Source organism: Hydrogenophaga sp. (assembly GCF_030656115.1).
Classification (GTDB): Bacteria; Pseudomonadota; Gammaproteobacteria; order Burkholderiales; family Burkholderiaceae_C; genus Hydrogenophaga.
Genome location: NZ_JAUSOO010000016.1, coordinates 1 through 17683, shown reverse-complemented (window position 1 = coordinate 17683; position 17683 = coordinate 1). Strand labels below are relative to the sequence as shown.

Below are 17683 nucleotides of genomic sequence, written 5' to 3'. Positions count from 1 at the left end.
CTCATACAAATCCTGCTCACTTCGATGTTCAGGCGCTGGCCGCTTCGATGGCCTCGGTCAGCTCCAGCCAACGGGCTTCCAGGGTGTCGGTTTCGTCGTTCACCGCTTTGAGGCGGCGCCCGGAATCGGCGATGTCGCTGCTGTTCAGCGGTTGGCTCAAAGCGGTTTCCAGCCTGGTCTTTTCCAGTGCCAGTACCGCCATGCGCTTTTCGGTCTGTTCCAGCTCTTTCTTCAGGGGCCGGGTTTTTTCGGCCACTTGCTGACGGCGCAGGGCGTCTTGGCGGCGCTGCTCCGGGCTGCGGCTGGTGAGCGACTGTAGATCCACCGCTTGGGAAACCGGCGCTGGCGCTGCAGCCACCACGGCCGCCTTGTCGTTGGCCCTGGGCGCAGGGGACGGTGCTGCCACAGGCGCGCTGCTGCGTTGCTGGTCGCGCTGTTCCTGGCGCTGTGCTTCGCGCGACTGTTTGGCCATGTCGAGCAGGTAGCGCTGGTAGTCGTCCAGATCGCCGTCAAACGGCTCAACGCCGCCGCGCGAGACCAGCCAGAACTCGTCGCACACGGCGCGCAACAAGGCACGGTCGTGGCTGACCAGCATGACGGTGCCTTCGAACTCGTTGAGCGCCATGGACAGCGCTTCGCGCGTAGCCAGGTCCAGGTGGTTGGTGGGTTCGTCCAGCAGCAGCAGGTTGGGGCGCTGCCAGACGATCATGCACAGCACCAGGCGGGCTTTTTCACCGCCGCTCATGCTGCCCACGGCCTGCTTCACCTGGTCACCGGTGAAATTGAAGCTGCCCAGGAAACCGCGCAGGTCTTGCTCGCGCGTGGCCTGGCCGCTCAGGCGGCCTTCGGCCGTGCACTCGCGCACCAGGCGGATCATGTGTTCCAGCGGCGTATCGGCCGGGCGCAGCACGTCCAGCTCTTGCTGCGCAAAGTAGCCAATGTTGAGGCCTTTGCCTTCGGTGATGGTGCCAGCCAGCGCTTGCAGATCGCGCGCAATGGTCTTGACCACGGTGGACTTGCCCTGGCCGTTGGCACCCAGAATACCGATGCGCTGACCGGCCAGCACCGATTTGCTGACGTTGCGCACGATCAGCGTGGGCTCGCCACCTTCCACCGCCGCCGGGTAGCCAAAGCTCACGTCCTGCATGGCCAGCATCGGGTTGGGCAGGTTTTGCGGCTCGCTGAACTCGAAGGTGAATTCGGCGTCGGCCAGCACCGGGCCGATCTTCTCCATGCGCTCCAGCGCTTTCACGCGGCTCTGCGCCTGCTTGGCCTTGCTGGCCTTGGCCTTGAAGCGGTCAATGAACTTCTGCAGGTGCGCCATTTTGTCCTGCTGCTTGGAATAGGCGGTGGCCTGCAGCGCCATTTGTTCGGCGCGCATGTCTTCAAAGCGGCTGTAGTTGCCGCCGTAGCGCGTGAGTTGGGCGCGCTCAATGTGGATGGTCACGTCGGTCACCGCGTCCAGAAACTCGCGGTCGTGGCTGATGACCAGCATGGTGCCTTCGTAGCGCTTGAGCCAGGCCTCCAGCCAGACCAGTGCGTCCAGATCCAGGTGGTTGGTGGGTTCGTCCAGCAGCAGCAGGTCGCTCGGGCACATCAGGGCACGGGCGAGTTGCAGGCGCATGCGCCAGCCGCCCGAAAAGCTGTTGACCGGGTGGTCCAGCTCGTCGGTGCGAAAGCCCAGGCCCAGAATGAGGGCTTGCGCGCGGGCGGGCGCGTCGTGCGCGCCGGCGTCGTGCAGCGCCATGTAGGCGTTGGCCATGTGTTCACCGTCGCCGCTGGCTTCGGCAGCGGCCACTTCGGTTTGGGCCGCCAGCAGGGTCACGTCGCCTTCAATGACGAACTGCGTGGCCGGCATGTCGGTTTCGGGCATGTCCTGGGCCACCTGCGCCATGCGCCATTGGGCGGGCACGTAAAAGTCGCCTTTGTCTTCGTGCAGGGTGTGGTTGAGCAGGCCAAACAGGCTGGACTTGCCGGCGCCGTTGCGGCCCACCAGGCCGACTTTTTCACCGGGGTTGATGGTGCAGGAGGCGCCATCGAGCAGGACCTTCGTGCCGCGACGAAGGACAAGGTTTTTGAGCGTGATCATGGGTGGGGCGAGGGCGATGCTGCCAGCGCCGAAAGGGAGTCAAAGGTGAGAAGAAGAACCTGGTCGTCGCCTGCGCTGGTGCTCAGCCAGACGGTTTCCAGTTGCGGGAAGGCCGCTTCGAAATGTTCGCGCTCGTTGCCAATCTCCAGCACCAGCACGCCCTGCGGGCTGAGCCGCGCGGGCAGGTCGCGCAGCAGGGAGCGGATGAAATCCATGCCGTCGGCACCACCGGCCAGGGCCAGCGCGGGTTCGGCCCGGTATTCGGCGGGCAAAGCGCTCATGCTGTCGGCATTCACATACGGCGGGTTGCACAGCACCAGGTCCCAGGGGCCAGGGCAGGCCGCCAAGCCGTCCGACTCGGTGAGGGTGATGCGCTCTTGCAGGCCATGCTGGTCCACGTTGATGCGGGCCACGGCCAGGGCGTCGGTGGAAATATCGGCACCGGTCACCTGCACATCGGGCCAGGCCAGAGCCGCGAGCACGGCCAGGCTGCCGTTGCCGGTGCACAGATCCAGCACCATGTGGGTGTGCGCGCCCAGCCAGTGGTCAATGCTGCCTTCGGCGATGAGTTCGGCGATGAAACTGCGCGGCACGATGGTGCGGCGGTCCACATAAAACGGCACGCCCTGCAGCCAGGCTTCTTGCGTGAGGTAGGCCGCAGGTTCGCGGGTGTCGATGCGGCGCTGCACGAGTGCGCGCACAGCGGTTTGCTGTTCGGGTGAAACGGGCTGCTCTGCCAGTGCGTCCAGGTCACTGTCCAGCGGCAGACCCAGCTGCCACAGCACCAGCCAGGCGGCTTCGTCCTGGGCGTTGGTGGTGCCGTGGCCGTAGGCCAGTTGCGCGGCGTCGAGGTGGTTCACCGCCTCGGCCAGAAGTTGTTGCAGTTTCAAAGGGGTTCCGATGGGAGCGTTCAGAGGAATGTTCAGCGGCTGGCGCTGGCCGCATGGGCCAGGTTGTCCAGGGTGCGCCGGTAAATGTTTTTCAGGGGTTCGATGTCGGCCACGGCCACACATTCGTCGATTTTGTGGATGGTGGCGTTGGGCGGGCCGAGCTCAATCACTTGCGGGCAGACCTGGGCAATGAACCGGCCATCGCTGGTGCCGCCGGTGGTGGAGAGCTGGGTATTCAACCCCGTCTCAGCGTGAATAGCCACCCGCACGGCATCCACCAGGGGGCCCGGCGCGGTGAGGAAAGGGCGACCACCCAGGGTCCAGACCAGATCGTGGTCGGCACCGGGGTGCAGGCCGTGGCGCGCCAGAATGTCGAGCACGCGCTGCTGCAAACCCTCGGGTGTGGATTCGGTGGAGAAACGGAAATTGAAGTCCACCACCACGGTGCCCGGAATGATGTTGCTGGCGCCGGTGCCGCCGTGGATGTTGCTGATTTGCCAGCTGGTGGGTGGGAAATAGGCGTTGCCCGCGTCCCACACGGTGGCCGCCAGCTCGGCCAGGGCCGGGGCCGCCAGGTGAATCGGGTTTTTCGCCAGGTGCGGATAGGCAATGTGGCCTTGAATGCCCTTCACCGTGAGCTGGCCGCTCAGGGTGCCGCGGCGGCCGTTCTTGATCATGTCGCCGGTGCGTTCTACCGAAGTGGGCTCGCCCACGATGCACCAGTCCATGCGCTCACCCCGGCGTTGCAGCTCGCGGCACACCACCACGGTGCCGTCCAGCGCCGGGCCTTCCTCGTCGCTGGTGAGCAAAAAGGCGATGTCGATGGCTGGGCTCGGGTTTGTTGCCACGAATTCTTCACAGGCTACCACCATGGCGGCGAGTGAGGCTTTCATGTCGCTGGCCCCGCGCCCAAACAGTTTGCCGTCGCGGTGCGTGGGCACAAACGGGTCGCTGGCCCAGGCGCTGGCGGGGCCGGTGGGTACCACATCGGTGTGGCCCGCAAAGATGAGGGTGGGTTGCTGGCCGCTGCCCAGACGTGCCCAGAGGTTGGTGACCCGGAAGTCGGCAGGGCCACTTTCGAGGGTTTCGCAGACAAAGCCCATCGCGGACAGGCGCGCTGCGATCAGCATTTGGCAACCCTCGTCGCGCGGTGTGACAGACGGGCGGGCAATCAGTTCTTCGGTCAGGCGCAGGGTGGCGTTCATGGGCTCAGAATTTCACGTCGAGCGAGAACTCGGTAAAGGTGGCGTTGTCGCCATGGTCGTCGTCGGACGGTGTTGCCGTCTGGTTCGATTTCGAGGCATTGAAGTCGTTTTGCAAGCGCCACATGAGGTTGCTCGGAGAATCGGCCTGGGCCAGCCCCTCTTTGCGCGACACCAGACCCTCAATGATGAGGCGCGACAGATCCTGCTCAAAGCTCTGCGAGCCCTCGGCCATGGACTTTTCCATGGCTTCGCGCACCCCGGAAAAATCGGCTTTTTGAATCAGGTCAGAAATCAGCACCGTGTTGAGCATGACTTCCACGGCCGGTACGCGCCCACCCGACTCCGTGCGCATGAGCCGCTGCGAAAGAATGGCGCGCAGCGCAGAAGCCAGATCACCCAGCATGGTCGGGCGGACCTCCACCGGATAGAAACTCAAAATGCGGTTGAGCGCGTGGTAGCTGTTGTTGGCATGCAGGGTGGCCAGACACAAGTGACCCGATTGCGCATAGGCAATGGCTGCCGACATGGTTTCCCGGTCCCGAATCTCACCAATCAAGATCACATCGGGAGCCTGGCGCAGGGCATTTTTCAGTCCAATTTGCAACGACGCCGTGTCGGTGCCAATTTCACGCTGGTTGACCACCGACCTTTTGTTGCTGTAAACATATTCGATAGGGTCTTCGATGGTCAGTATGTGACCTGTGGTGCGCTCGTTGCGGTGGTCGATCATGGCCGCCAGCGTGGTGGTTTTTCCCGCTCCGGTGGCGCCCACCATGAGCACCAGGCCGCGCTTTTCCATCACCAGGTCACCCAGAATGGGTGGCACATTGAGCGACGCCAGCGCAGGCACCACATCGGGCACAAACCGGATCACGCCAGCGTAGTTGCCCCGCTGGCGGAAAGCGCTGACGCGGAAGTTGCCAACCCCTTCCAGAGGGATTGCCATGTTGAGCTCACCCGTGTCCACCAGCTCTTCCATGCGCGTAGGCGGCAGTATTTCCGCCAGCAGGCTGCGGGGCGCGTCGGGAGGCAGCATCTGGCTGTTGATCGGCATTGTTTCCCCGTTGATCTTGATCATGGCGGGCGCATGCGCCGACAGGTACACATCCGAGGCCTTTTTCTTGGCCATCAGGCGCAGGATGCGCTCCATCGTTCCGCTGTTCATGCCAGATCTTTCAAGAACCCGTCAAACTTGCCAGCAACCACGCCTGTTACCCAGAACACCGCCGATCTGGCTTCGCCAGTCCTCAGGTGTTGCCCCTTGAAGGGCGAAGCGCAGCGACGGAAGTGGGCCAAACTCAATCGCGCAGCAAGTCGTTCAGGCTGGTTTTGCTGCGCGTCTGGGCGTCTACGCGCTTGACAATGATGGCCGCGTACAGGCTGTATTGGCCACCGTCTTTGGGCAGGCTGCCGCTGATCACCACCGAGCCTGACGGGATGCGGCCGTAGCTCACTTCGCCCGTGGCGCGGTCGTAAATCGGTGTGCTCTGGCCGATGTAGACGCCCATGGAGATGACAGAATTTTCTTCCACCACCACGCCTTCGACCACTTCGGAGCGGGCGCCAATAAAGCAGTTGTCTTCAATGATGGTGGGGCCGGCCTGCAGCGGCTCCAGCACGCCGCCAATGCCCACGCCGCCCGAAAGATGCACGTTTTTGCCGATCTGCGCGCACGAACCCACGGTGGCCCAGGTGTCCACCATGGTGTTCTCATCCACGTAAGCGCCAATGTTCACGTAGCTGGGCATGAGGATGGCGCCCTTGGCGATGAAGCTGCCCCGGCGGGCCACGGCCGGCGGCACCACGCGCACGCCGGTGGCCTTCATGTCGGCTTCAGACAAATGCGCAAACTTGGTCTGCACCTTGTCGTAGAACGCCAGGTCACCGCTGCGCATCATTTGGTTGTCTTTCAGGCGGAAAGACAACAACACGGCCTTCTTGATCCACTGGTGCACCGTCCACTGGCCCACCGCTTCGCGGGTGGCCACGCGCAGCTTGCCCGCGTTGAGTTCGGCAATCACGTGTTCCACCGCGTCCAGCACCTCTTTGGGGGCGGAGGCAGGGGAGAGTTCAGCGCGGTTGTCCCAGGCGTTGTCGATCAGGGTTTGCAATTGTTGGGTCATGGTTTCAGACTCGGTAGGAAATGGGGTGGTGAGAAAAGTCAGGGGCTCAGTCGTTGTGGAACACAAACGCGTTGATGCGCCCTGCGGCTTCCAGGCATTCGGCGGACTCCGCGACCAGTGCCATGCGGATGCGGGCCTTGCCCGGGTTGAAGCCGGCCACTTCGCGCGCGAGGTAGCTGCCAGGCAAAACTGTCACATTGTATTGAGCCAGCAATTCGCGGGCAAAAGCTTCGTCTGCCGTGAGCCCGGGTATACGGCCTTCAAACACCGTCGGCACCTCGGCCCACAGGTAAAAGGCCGCGTCCGGTAAGGCCACGTTCAGCACCTGGGCCACGACCGGCGTGACTTGCGCGAATTTCTCGCGGTACTGGCGGCGGTTGTCCACCACGTGGGCTTCGTCGCTCCAGGCCACCACACTCGCGGCTTGCACCGCCGGGCTCATGGCCCCGCCGTGGTAAGTGCGGTAGAGCAAAAACGGTTTGATGAGCGCGGCGTCGCCCGCCACAAAGCCACTGCGCATGCCCGGCACATTGCTGCGCTTGGACAGACTGGTGAGCATCAGCAGGTTTTTAAAGTCGTTGCGGCCCAACTTCATCGCGGCTTCCAGCCCGCCCAGCGGGGGTTCGTCTCGAAAGTAGATCTCGCTGTAGCACTCGTCGGACGCAATCACAAAGCCGAAACGGTCGCTCAGCTCAAACAGCTTCTCCCACTCGGCCAGCGGCATCACGGCGCCGGTGGGGTTGCCGGGCGAACACACAAAGATCAGTTGCGTCTGCGCCCACACCGCATCGGGCACGCTGTCCCAGTCCACCGCGAAATTGCGCGCCGGGTCGCTGGCCACATAGTGGGGCCGGGCACCGCTCAGCAACGCCGCACCTTCGTAAATTTGGTAGAACGGGTTGGGAAACACCAGCGTGGCACCGGGCTGGGTCGGGTCGATCACCGTTTGGGCAAAGGCAAAAAGCGCTTCGCGCGAGCCGTTCACCGGCAGCACCTGGGTGGCCGGGTTCACGTTCACGCCATAACGGCGCTGCAGCCAGGCGGCGCAGGCTTGGCGCAACGCGGGCTCGCCGGCGGTGGCGGGGTAGGTTGTCAAACCGGTGTCGAGCGCGGCGGCGAGCGCCTGCTTTAAAAAATCGGGCGTGGCGTGTTTGGGTTCGCCAATGCCCAGGCTGATGGGGCTGTAGTTTGGGTTGGGGGTGACGTCGGCGAACAGCTTGCGCAGCCGCTCAAAGGGATAGGGCTGCAGGAGGGACAACTTGGGGTTCATGGCGTGCATTATCCCAAGGAGAATCCCAGGGCCGCTGGCGCAGGGGCGTACCGAGGTCCGAGGTGGGTGGACACGGTATCATCTGCATTGCAGTCCGACCCTTACGAGGGATGGATTTCCTATATAAATCAAACAGTTAGCCACCCGCGACCGAATTTTCGTGCGTCTCAATTCGATCAAGTTATCAGGCTTCAAGTCCTTCGCCGAACCGACCAATTTCATGTTGCCCGGTCAGCTGGTGGGCGTGGTGGGGCCCAATGGCTGCGGCAAATCCAACATCATGGACGCCGTGCGCTGGGTGCTGGGCGAGTCCAAAGCCTCGGAGCTGCGTGGCGAGTCGATGCAAGACGTGATCTTCAACGGCACCAACCACCGCAAACCGGCCAGCCGCTCCAGCGTGGAGCTGGTGTTTGACAACAACGACCACCGCGCCGGTGGGCAGTGGGGACAGTTTGGCGAAATTGCGGTCAAGCGCGTGCTCACCCGCGACGGCACCAGCAGCTATTACATCAACAACCAGCCCGTGCGCCGCCGCGACGTACAGGACGTGTTCCTGGGCACCGGCCTGGGGCCGCGTGCCTACGCCATCATTGGCCAAGGCACCATCAGCCGCATCATCGAGAGCAAACCCGAAGAGCTTCGCCTGTTCCTCGAAGAAGCCGCCGGTGTCTCCAAATACAAAGAGCGCCGCCGCGAAACCGCCAACCGGCTGGCCAGCACGCGCGAAAACCTCACGCGGGTGGACGACATCCTGCGCGAACTCAACGCCAACCTGGAGAAGCTGGAGAAGCAAGCCGAGGTGGCTGCGCGCTACCAAACCCTGCAGGCCAGCGCCACGCTCAAGCAGCACCAGTTGTGGTTTCTCAAGTGCACCGACGCCGAGGCCGAGCAAGCCCGCGTGAAGCACGACGCGGCACAGGCGCTGAACGACCTGGAGTCCCGCACGGCCGACCTGCGCCGGGTCGAATCCGGACTGGAAACCATTCGCCAGGCCCACTATGCCGCTGGCGACCAGGTGAACCAGGCGCAGGGCAAGCTGTACGAAGCCACCGCCGAGGTGGGCAAGCTCGAAGCCGAGATCCGTTATGTGGTGGAAGGCCGCCAGCGGGTCGAACAGCGCTTGGTGCAGCTCAAAGAGCAAATCAACGCCTGGAGCACCCGCAGCGAAGACGCTGGCGTGGAGCTGGAGCAGCTGGCCGAGGCCATGCTGGAGGCCGAAGACAAGTCGATGGTGCTGGCCGCCCAGGGCGAAGAGCAGGCCATGGCTTTGCCCGCTCTGGAAGACAGTCTGCGCCAAGCCCAGAGCCGCGCCAACGAACAGCGCGCCAGCGTGACGCAGGTGCAACAGCAGATCCAGGTGCTGGCCGCCGAGCAGCGCAGCATTGAAGAGCAAAGCCGCCAGCTCAACCAGCGCCGTGAGCGCTTGAACACCGACCGCAACGTCCTGGCGGCGCCCGACGAAGCGCGCCTGGAGCAGGCGCAAACCCAACTGGCCAGTGCGCAAGAGCTGACCGAACTCAACGACGCCGTGTTGCAGGAGCTGCAAGACAGCGTGCCCCAGCTGGACGACGAACGGCGCGTTGCACAGCAGGCGGTGAACCGCGAGTCGGCCCAGCAGTCGGCCCTGTCGGCCCGCCTGGAAGCGCTCAAGGCGCTGCAAGACAAGGTGCGTACCGATGGCAAGCTGCAGCCCTGGCTGGTCAAGCACGGGCTGGATGGTTTGCAGGCGTTGTGGAGCCGGCTCCACGTGGAGCCCGGTTGGGAGAACGCCCTGGAAGCCGCCCTGCGCGAGCGCCTGGGTGCGTTGGAGGTGTCGCGCCTGGACATGATGCGCGCCCTGGGCAACGACGCGCCACCGGCCAAACTGGCTTTTTACAACCCATTTGCGAACCCCGTTTCAGCGCCCACCGGCGCTGGCGCTTCGGGCATCAAGCCCTTGATCGCGTGGCTGCGCCCGCAAGACGCGGCACAGCAGGCCCTGCTGGGCGAGTGGCTGCACGGTTGCCTGAGCGCACCCAGCCTCGAAGAAGCGCTGGCGCAGCGCAGCCAGTTGCAGGCGGGTGAAACCATTTTTGTGCCCAGCGGGCACGCCGTGACGGCGCACAGCCTGAGCTTTTACGCACCCGACAGCGAGCAGGCCGGCCTGCTCGCCCGCGCGCAAGAAATCGAGCACCTGGAAAAAGAGGTGCGCGCCCAGGTGATCGTGGCCGAACAGGCCCGCACCGTGCTGGTGCGTGCCGAGGCGGCCTACGCCGACGCCTCGCAGCGCCTGGTGAGCGCCCGCCGCGAAGCCGCCGACGCCCGCAGCCGCGCCCATGAACTGCAGGTGCAAACCCTGCGCCTGACCCAGCAGGCTGAGCAGACCCGTGCCCGCAGCCAGCAAATTGCCGGCGACATGGCCGAGGTGGATGCCCAGCTGGACGGGCTGCAAGAGCGCCGCGTGACCGCCGAAGCCCGGTTTGAAGAACTGGACATGCAACTGGCCGACAGCCAGGAGCGCCACGCCCAACTGGACGACAAGGTGATGGACGCCGAGCGGGCCCTGAACCAGGCCCGTGAGCAGCAGCGCACGCTGGAGCGCACCGCCCAGGAAGCCACGTTTGCCCTGCGCAGCCTGCAAGCTCGCCAGGGCGAACTGCAGCGTTCGCTGGAAACCGCCGCCAGCCAGGAAAAGTCGCTGGCCGACGAAGCGCAGCGCGCCCGCGACGAACTGGCCCGCCTGAACGATGCGGCGGCCCAGGGCGGGCTGCAAAGCGCGCTGGCCACCAAGATGGAGCGCGAACAGGCGCTGAGTGCGTTGCGCAGCGGCTACGACGACCTCACCCACCAACTGCGCACCAGCGACGAACGCCGCGCGCAACTGGAGCGCGAGCTGGAGCCGCTGCGCATCCGCATCACCGACTTTCAGCTCAAAGAGCAGGCTGCGCGCCTGGGCGTAGAGCAATACAGCCAGTTGTTGACCGAGGCCGAAGCCGATCTGGCGGCCGTCGCACAAAGCGTGGCCGAGGGCAACGTGCGCCTGACCGGTCTGCAAAGCGAGATTGACCGCATGCACCGCGACATCCAGGCGCTGGGCGCGGTCAACCTGGCCGCGCTGGACGAGTTGACCGCAGCACGCGAGCGCAAGACCTTTCTGGATGCGCAGTCGGCCGATCTGGTGGAAGCCATGAACACGCTGGAAGACGCCATCAAAAAGATCGACGCCGAAACCCGCGAGCTGCTGGGCAGCACCTTCGAAACCGTCAACGGGCACTTCGGACGCATGTTCCCCGAGCTGTTCGGCGGCGGCAACGCCCGCCTGGTCATGACCGGTGAAGAAATTCTGGACGCGGGCGTGCAGGTGCTGGCGCAACCCCCCGGCAAGAAAAACCAGACCATCCACCTGCTCTCGGGCGGCGAAAAAGCGCTCACGGCCATTGCACTCGTGTTCGCCATCTTCCAGCTCAACCCGGCCCCGTTTTGCCTGCTGGACGAGGTGGACGCGCCGCTGGACGACGCCAACACCGAGCGCTACGCCAAGCTGGTGACCAGCATGAGCAAAAAAGGCACCCAGTTCCTGTTCATCAGCCACAACAAGATCGCCATGGAAATGGCCGAGCAACTGATTGGCGTGACCATGCAAGAGCAGGGCGTTTCCCGTATCGTGGCGGTGGACATGGAGTCCGCCGCCAGCATGATCGAGTCCACCTAAAACCAAGTCCCAAGCACCATGAGCACACTGCAAATCAGTCTGGCCATCATCGGCGGTCTCGTGCTGGCGGGCGTGGTCGCCTACAACGCCTGGATTGCACGCAAGAGCGCACCGCGCACGGCCAGTGAGCGCGGGCACGACAGCCGCTTCCATGCCAACAGCCGCTTTGAAGACACCAAACCCGCCGCCGACGGCAGCCTTCAGGAAGATGGCCACCGCATCGACCCGGTGCTCGGTGACGGTTTTGGTGGCATGAGTGGCGGCGGTGGCATGGCCCATGAGGGTCACCCACTGCCATCGCAGACCAGCCCGGTGACACTCAACCAGATGGTCAGCCCAGCGGACAAGCGGGCCGGTCTGGACGCCCTGATCGACGTCATCACCCCGCTGCAGCTCGAAGCCGCTGTGCTGGGCGAAGCTTTGTTGGCCGCTATGCCCGGCACCCGCCGGGTGGGCAGCAAGCCTTTTGCGGTCGAGGGCCAGACACCCACCGGCGAATGGGAAACCCCGCGCCCGGGCCAGCGCTACCGCACCTTGCAAGCCGGCGTACAGCTCGCCAACCGCTCGGGCGCGCTCAACGACATTGAGTTCTCTGAATTTGTGGTCAAGGTGCAGGCCTTTGCCGACGCGGTGGGCGCCTCACCCGACTTTCCCGACATGCGCGCCGAAGTGGCCCGCGCCCGCGAACTCGACGCCTTTGCCAGCGCCCACGACGCGCAACTGGGCTTCACCCTGCGCGCGCGCAGCGCCGCCTGGAGCCCCGGCTATGTGGCGCAACACGCCTACCGGCTGGGCTTTGTGGCCGGTTCCTTGCCCGGGCGCATGGTATTGCCCGGCAGCCAGGGACAGGCGCCCATTCTCAGCCTGACGTTTGACCCCCAGGCTGCCATGGCCGACGACCCGGAACAAAGCGCCTTGCGCGACATGGCCCTGGCGCTGGAAGTGACCCACGTACCCCGCAGCGAACAGCCCTTTGTGCGCATGCGCGAAATTGCAGCCTTCCTGGCCGAGGCCATGGACGGCGTGGTCACCGACGATGCCGGACATTTGCTCAGCCGCGACACCATGGACCACATCGGCGCCGATCTGGAAAGTCTGTACGACGCGCTGGACAGCCGCGACCTGGCTGCGGGCTCTCCCCAGGCGCGGCGCCTATTCAGTTGACCCACGCCCCGTTTTGCCCTCTCCAGGGGCCTCGCTGGTGGTTTCTCCAAGCCGCTGCGCCTTGATGCCTTTCACCCGTTGTGTGGTTTCACCCCATGAGCACATCTGATCTTTTCTCCTTTGAGCCCACGCCCGCTCAACGTGCGACCGCACTGCGCGAGCAGTTGAACCACCACGCCCACCTGTACTACACGTTGGATGCGCCCGAGCTTCCCGACGCCGAATACGACCGCCTGTTCCGCGAACTGCAAACCCTCGAAGCCGCGCACCCAGAACTGCTGGCACCCGACTCCCCCACCCAGCGCGTGGGTGGCCGCGTGCTGGACGCCTTCACCCCGGTGCGCCATGCGGTGCCCATGCTGTCGATCAACACCGAGACCGACACCGAGCCCACCGGCGCCCTGAACTTCGACCACCGCGTGCGCCGCGCCCTGGGCCTGACCGAGGCCGACGCGCCGCTGGATTACGTGGCCGAGCTGAAATTTGACGGCCTGGCCATGAGCCTGCGCTACGAAAACGGCCTGCTGGTGCAAGCCGCCACGCGTGGCGACGGCGAAGTGGGCGAAGACGTGACGCACAACATCCGCACCATTGGGCAAATCCCCCTCAAGCTGCAAGCCCCCACGCTTCCCACTGCATCCCAACCGATCCCGCCCGTGCTCGAAGTGCGCGGCGAGGTGTACATGCGCCGCGACCACTTCGACGCCCTGAACGACAAACAGCGCGCCAAAATCGCCGCCGGTGCCAAAGGCGAAAAAACCTTCGTCAACCCACGCAATGCCGCCGCTGGCGCGGTGCGCCAGCTCGACTCCGGCATTGCCGCGCAGCGTCCCTTGAGCTTCTTCGCCTACGGCCTGGGCGACATCACCTCGCCCGAGCAAGGTGGGCCCGCGTTTGACACCCACTTTCAACTGCTCATGCAGCTCAAAGCCTGGGGATTTCCGGTGGCCGAGCAAACCACCGTGGCTCACGGCGCCGACGAGCTGGTCGCCTTTCACCAGCGCATCGGCGCCAGCCGCGACCAACTGCCCTACGACATCGACGGCGTGGTCTACAAAGTCAATTCGCTGGCCTTGCAGCGCCAGCTGGGCTTTGTCACCCGCGAACCGCGCTGGGCTGTGGCCCACAAATACCCCGCGCAAGAGCAGCTCACCACCGTGCTCGCCATCGACGTGCAAGTGGGCCGCACCGGCAAGCTCACCCCCGTGGCCAAACTCGCGCCCGTATGTGTGGGCAACGTCACCGTCACCAACGCCACCTTGCACAACGAAGACGAAGCCCGCCGCAAAGACGTGCGAGTGGGCGACACCGTCATCGTGCGCCGCGCGGGCGACGTGATTCCCGAGGTGGTGGCCGTGTTGCCCGATAAACGCGTGGCCGACGCGCCCCCGTTCACCATGCCGCACCAGTGCCCGGTGTGCGGCAGCGCCGCCGTGCGCGAAGAAGGCGAGGCCGACTACCGCAGCACCGGTGGCCTGTTTTGCAGCGCCCAGCGCAAAGAAGCCAGCTTGCAATTCGCCCACAGCCGAGCGGTGGAGGTGGAAGGCCTGGGCGACAAACTGGTGGAACAGCTGGTGGATGCGGGCGTCGTCAAAACCCTGCCCGACCTGTACCGCCTGGGCCTCACCGCCCTGGCCAGCCTGGACCGCATGGCCGACAAATCGGCCCTGAACATACTGGCGGCCCTGGAAAAGTCCAAACACACCACGCTGCCGCGTTTCTTGTTCGGCCTGGGTATTCGCCACGTGGGCGAGGCCACCGCCAAAGAACTGGCCCGCCACTTCGGCCAGCTCGACCGCATCATGGACGCCACCGAAGAACAACTGCTGGAGGTCAGCGACGTGGGCCCTGTGGTGGCGCAAAGCATCCGCACCTTCTTCGACCAGCCCCACAACCGCGAGGTGGTTGAGCAACTGCGCGCCTGCGGCCTGCACTGGGCCGAAGGCGAACCGGCCGAACGCGCTGCCCAACCCCTGGCAGGCAAAACCTTCGTGCTCACCGGCACCTTCCCCACCCTGAGCCGCGACCAGGCCAAAGACCTGCTGGAAGCCGCAGGCGCCAAAGTGGCCGGCTCGGTCAGCAAAAAAACCGACTACGTGGTGGCAGGCGCGGAAGCTGGGAGCAAACTGGACAAAGCACAGGCGCTGGGTGTGGAGGTGTTGGATGAGGCGGGGATGATGGGGTTGCTGGGGCAGGGGTGACGCGCTGCGGTCGGGTCAAGACAGCACCAGCAACGCATCCAGCGGGCTGGCCGTGCCGCCTGCCGCCACCTTCAGCACATGGGTGTAGATCATGGTGGTGGACACATCAGAATGCCCCAGCAGCTCCTGCACCGTGCGGATGTCGGTGCCCGCCTGCAGCAAGTGGGTGGCGAACGAGTGGCGCAGGGTGTGAACGGAAACCGGTTTGCAAATGCCCGCCTGTGCGACCGCTTTCTTGATGGCGCGTTGCAGGCGCTCCTCAAACAAGTGGTGCCGCCGCTCCACACCCGAGCGGGGGTCCACCGACAAAGTGGGTGAAGGAAACAGCCAAAACCAGCCCCACGTTTGCCCCACTTTGGGGTATTTCTGCTCCAGAGCATGCGGCGTTTCCACTCCGCCGCGCTGCGCCCGTTGGTCCGCGTCCCAAACGGCGCGCGCCTGCAGCAACTGGCCGTGCAAGGCCTGAGCCAATGACTGAGGCAACATCACCACCCGGTCTTTGCCACCCTTGGCCTCACGAACGATGATCACCCGGCGGTGAAAATCCACATCCTTGATTCGCAACCGCAAGCCTTCCATCAAGCGCATGCCGGTTCCATACAGCAATTGAGCCAACAGCAGCATCTGTCCATCCAGAAAGCGGAATAACGCAGACACCTCATCCCGCGTCAATACACTCGGAATGCGGCGCTTTTGTGTTGGCCTATTGACGCCATTGAGCCAGGGCAGGTCGATGTTCAGCACCTCCCGGTACAAGAACAACAAAGCACTCAGAGCCTGGTTGTGCGTAGAAGTCGAAACCCGGTGCTCGGTCGCCAGCATGGTGAGAAACGCTTCAACCTCTGCCGCACCCATTTCCCTCGGGTGTCGCATCGGGCCATCGCGACCGTGCCAGCGGATGAAAAACTTGATCCAGTAGAGGTAGGCCTTCTCGGTCTGCAAGCTATAGTGCAGTTGAACTAAACCGCTAACGCGGTGGCTGGTGCGCAAGCACGGCCACCGCGTTTTGCATGGTGCAGGGCTTGCCAAATGTAGGGTTTGGCGCAGCCTGAGGGCTGGGGAATGTTCCCCGGAACTTCAGGAGAATTGCCATGAGCCCATTGCGTCAAAGCATGGTCGACGCCATGACCGTGCGCGGCCTGTCGGTGCGCACCATCGAGTGCTACACCGAATCCATCAGCCGCCTCTCGCGCCACCATGGCGGCATCAGTCCCGCACGCTTGACCCCGGAGCAGATCGAGGCCTACCTGCTGCATTTGGTCCAAGACCGCAAGCTCTCCTACAGCAGCGTCAACCACGCCGCCAGCGCCTGCCGCTTCTTGTTCGAAACCGTGCTGGGCAGGCCCACCGAGTTGCGCCACCTGCGCCCACCCATGGCCAAAGTGCCTCAGAAGCAACCCGAGCTGCTCTCGCGCCAGGAGATCACCCGCCTGTTCGCGGCCTGCCCCCACCCGGGCCACAGAATGCTGCTGCAAACCCTGTACGCCAGCGGATTGCGCATCAGCGAGGCCTGCCAGTTGCAAGTGGCCGACATCGATTCAAGCCCCGACCGCATGATGGTGCGTGTGCGCGCAGGCAAAGGGGGTGCAGACCGCTACACCTTGCTCAGCCCCAGTCTGCTGGCCGCGCTGCGGGCGCACTGCGTGAGCTACCGCCCGCACCGCCAAGCGCCAGGCTGGTTGTTTGCGCACCCGAGCACCGGCCAGCCCTTGAGCGGCGAGCACATGCAGCGCATTTACCAACGCGCCCGCCACAAAGCCGGCATCATGAAGATGGGATCAACCCATACATTGCGCCACTGCTTTGCCACCCACTTGCTCGAAGGCGGCGTGGACCTGTACACCATCAGCCGCTTGCTCGGCCACGGCCACATCAGCACCACCACGCGCTTGCCTGCACCTGATCAGCCCGCAGTTCAAACCCATCCCAGGCGCCGACCCGCTGGACTTGCTGGCAACACTCACGCCGTTTTAAACCCTCGCTGCCAGCACCAACAGCGCCCAAGTCAAGCGCCGTGGGCAAACCCACCGTGGCCGATGTGCTGCGCCTGCACGGGCAGGACTATTTGAGCCGCCACAGTTTGAGCACCCCGCAGGCCAAAGCCTGGCGGGCCATCTGCGCCTGCCGCACCGCCGCCATGGGCGGGCAGCAACTGGCCTGCAGCGCGTGCGGACACAGCCACTGGCAATACCACTCCTGCCGCAACCGCCACTGCCCCACCTGCGGCGCGCGCGCCAAAGACGCTTGGTTGCAAGCACGCCTGAATCAAGTGCTGGATGTGCCCTACACGCACCTGGTGTTTGCACTGCCGCACGAGTTCAACGCCCTGTACCACCAGAACCCCAAACCACTCATCAACGCCTTGTTTGCCAGCGTCTCGCAAACGCTCGCCGAATTGGCCGCCAACCCCAGGTGGATGGGTGTGGCCGGGGGCAAACCGGCTTTCAGCTTGGTGCTGCACACCTGGAGCCAGGACTTGGGTTTGCACATCCACCTGCACGCCATCATGGCCTGTGGGGTGTTGGGCCAGGGCCAATGGCACACGCCCGTCAGAAAGCCCGACTACCTGTTCCCCACGCGGGCGCTGTCCAAGGTGTGGCGTGCCAAGTTCATGCAGCGCTTGCGTGAAACAGCCTCGCAGGCGGTGCCATCGTTGGGCAAAGCAGTGCAGGCACTGTGGAAGAAAGACTGGGTGGTTTACGCCAAAACCCCGCTCGGTGGTGCCGCGCAGGTGCTGCAATACCTGAGCCGCTACACCCACCGCACGGCCATTGGCAACGAGCGCATCCTCAGTCTGCAGGGCGATGAAGTCGTCATCAGCGCCCGCGCCAAACGCAGCGAAGGCCAGGCGGGCGAGCAGGGAAAGAAGCGCACGCTGCGCCTGCTCGGGCCAGACTTCATGGGCCGCTTCATGCAGCACGTCTTGCCCAGTGGGCTCAAACGTATTCGGCACTACGGCCTGTTGGCCAACCCCACCGGGACCAAGCTGGCGCAGGCCAGAGCGGCGCTGCACATGCCCGCGCCCAACCCAAAGGCGCAGGAATGCGCGC

At 64.5% G+C, this 17683-nt stretch carries 11 protein-coding genes and 1 pseudogene; 5 read left to right on the top strand and 7 right to left on the bottom strand.

Features of this window, described 5'->3' with window-relative positions; genetic code table 11:
* Nucleotides 1-28: 28 nt before the first annotated feature.
* The 6 genes from Q7J58_RS01815 to dapC form a co-directional block, all read right to left on the bottom strand.
* Complete coding sequence (locus Q7J58_RS01815; RefSeq protein ID WP_304822584.1) at nt 29-2089, bottom strand: ATP-binding cassette domain-containing protein; 2061 nt, start codon at nt 2087-2089, stop codon at nt 29-31.
* On the bottom strand, nt 2086-2979 hold the full coding sequence (prmB, locus tag Q7J58_RS01810; RefSeq protein WP_304822581.1) for a 50S ribosomal protein L3 N(5)-glutamine methyltransferase: 894 nt from the start codon (nt 2977-2979) through the stop codon (nt 2086-2088). The genes Q7J58_RS01815 and prmB overlap by 4 nt, the downstream gene beginning before the upstream one ends.
* Before the next feature lie 32 nt (nt 2980-3011).
* Complete coding sequence (gene dapE, locus Q7J58_RS01805) at nt 3012-4184, bottom strand: succinyl-diaminopimelate desuccinylase (protein WP_304822578.1); 1173 nt, start codon at nt 4182-4184, stop codon at nt 3012-3014.
* 4 nt (nt 4185-4188) lie between these two features.
* Nucleotides 4189-5349 (bottom strand): PilT/PilU family type 4a pilus ATPase, encoded by a 1161-nt coding sequence (locus Q7J58_RS01800; protein WP_304822575.1) that lies wholly within the window; start codon nt 5347-5349, stop codon nt 4189-4191.
* Between the two features lie 133 nt (nt 5350-5482).
* Complete coding sequence (gene dapD, locus Q7J58_RS01795; RefSeq protein WP_304822572.1) at nt 5483-6307, bottom strand: 2,3,4,5-tetrahydropyridine-2,6-dicarboxylate N-succinyltransferase; 825 nt, start codon at nt 6305-6307, stop codon at nt 5483-5485.
* Between the two features lie 46 nt (nt 6308-6353).
* Nucleotides 6354-7577 (bottom strand): succinyldiaminopimelate transaminase, encoded by a 1224-nt coding sequence (gene dapC / locus Q7J58_RS01790; RefSeq protein ID WP_304822569.1) that lies wholly within the window; start codon nt 7575-7577, stop codon nt 6354-6356.
* 160 nt (nt 7578-7737) lie between these two features.
* On the opposite strand from dapC, the gene smc reads away from it, so the two are divergent.
* The 3 genes from smc to ligA all read left to right on the top strand — a co-directional run bounded on the left by smc (nt 7738) and on the right by ligA (nt 14633).
* Entirely contained in the window at nt 7738-11268 is a 3531-nt protein-coding gene (gene smc / locus Q7J58_RS01785; protein WP_304822566.1) for a chromosome segregation protein SMC, read from the top strand.
* Nucleotides 11269-11286: 18 nt separating this feature from the next.
* Nucleotides 11287-12432: a cell division protein ZipA C-terminal FtsZ-binding domain-containing protein gene (locus Q7J58_RS01780; RefSeq protein WP_304822563.1), complete on the top strand. Its 1146-nt coding sequence runs from the start codon at nt 11287-11289 to the stop codon at nt 12430-12432.
* Between the two features lie 95 nt (nt 12433-12527).
* On the top strand, nt 12528-14633 hold the full coding sequence (ligA, locus tag Q7J58_RS01775) for an NAD-dependent DNA ligase LigA (RefSeq protein ID WP_304822560.1): 2106 nt from the start codon (nt 12528-12530) through the stop codon (nt 14631-14633).
* A gap of 15 nt (nt 14634-14648) precedes the next feature.
* Here the strand turns inward: ligA and Q7J58_RS01770 are convergent.
* A pseudogene (locus Q7J58_RS01770) lies at nt 14649-15587 on the bottom strand (integron integrase); the annotation flags it as partial.
* A gap of 137 nt (nt 15588-15724) precedes the next feature.
* Between Q7J58_RS01770 and Q7J58_RS01765 the strand changes: the two are divergent.
* Nucleotides 15725-16702 (top strand): tyrosine-type recombinase/integrase, encoded by a 978-nt coding sequence (locus Q7J58_RS01765; RefSeq protein ID WP_304822557.1) that lies wholly within the window; start codon nt 15725-15727, stop codon nt 16700-16702.
* Nucleotides 16648-17683: transposase (locus Q7J58_RS01760; RefSeq protein ID WP_304822554.1), on the top strand; the 1036-nt coding region annotated here is incomplete at its 3' end. The genes Q7J58_RS01765 and Q7J58_RS01760, both read left to right, overlap by 55 nt.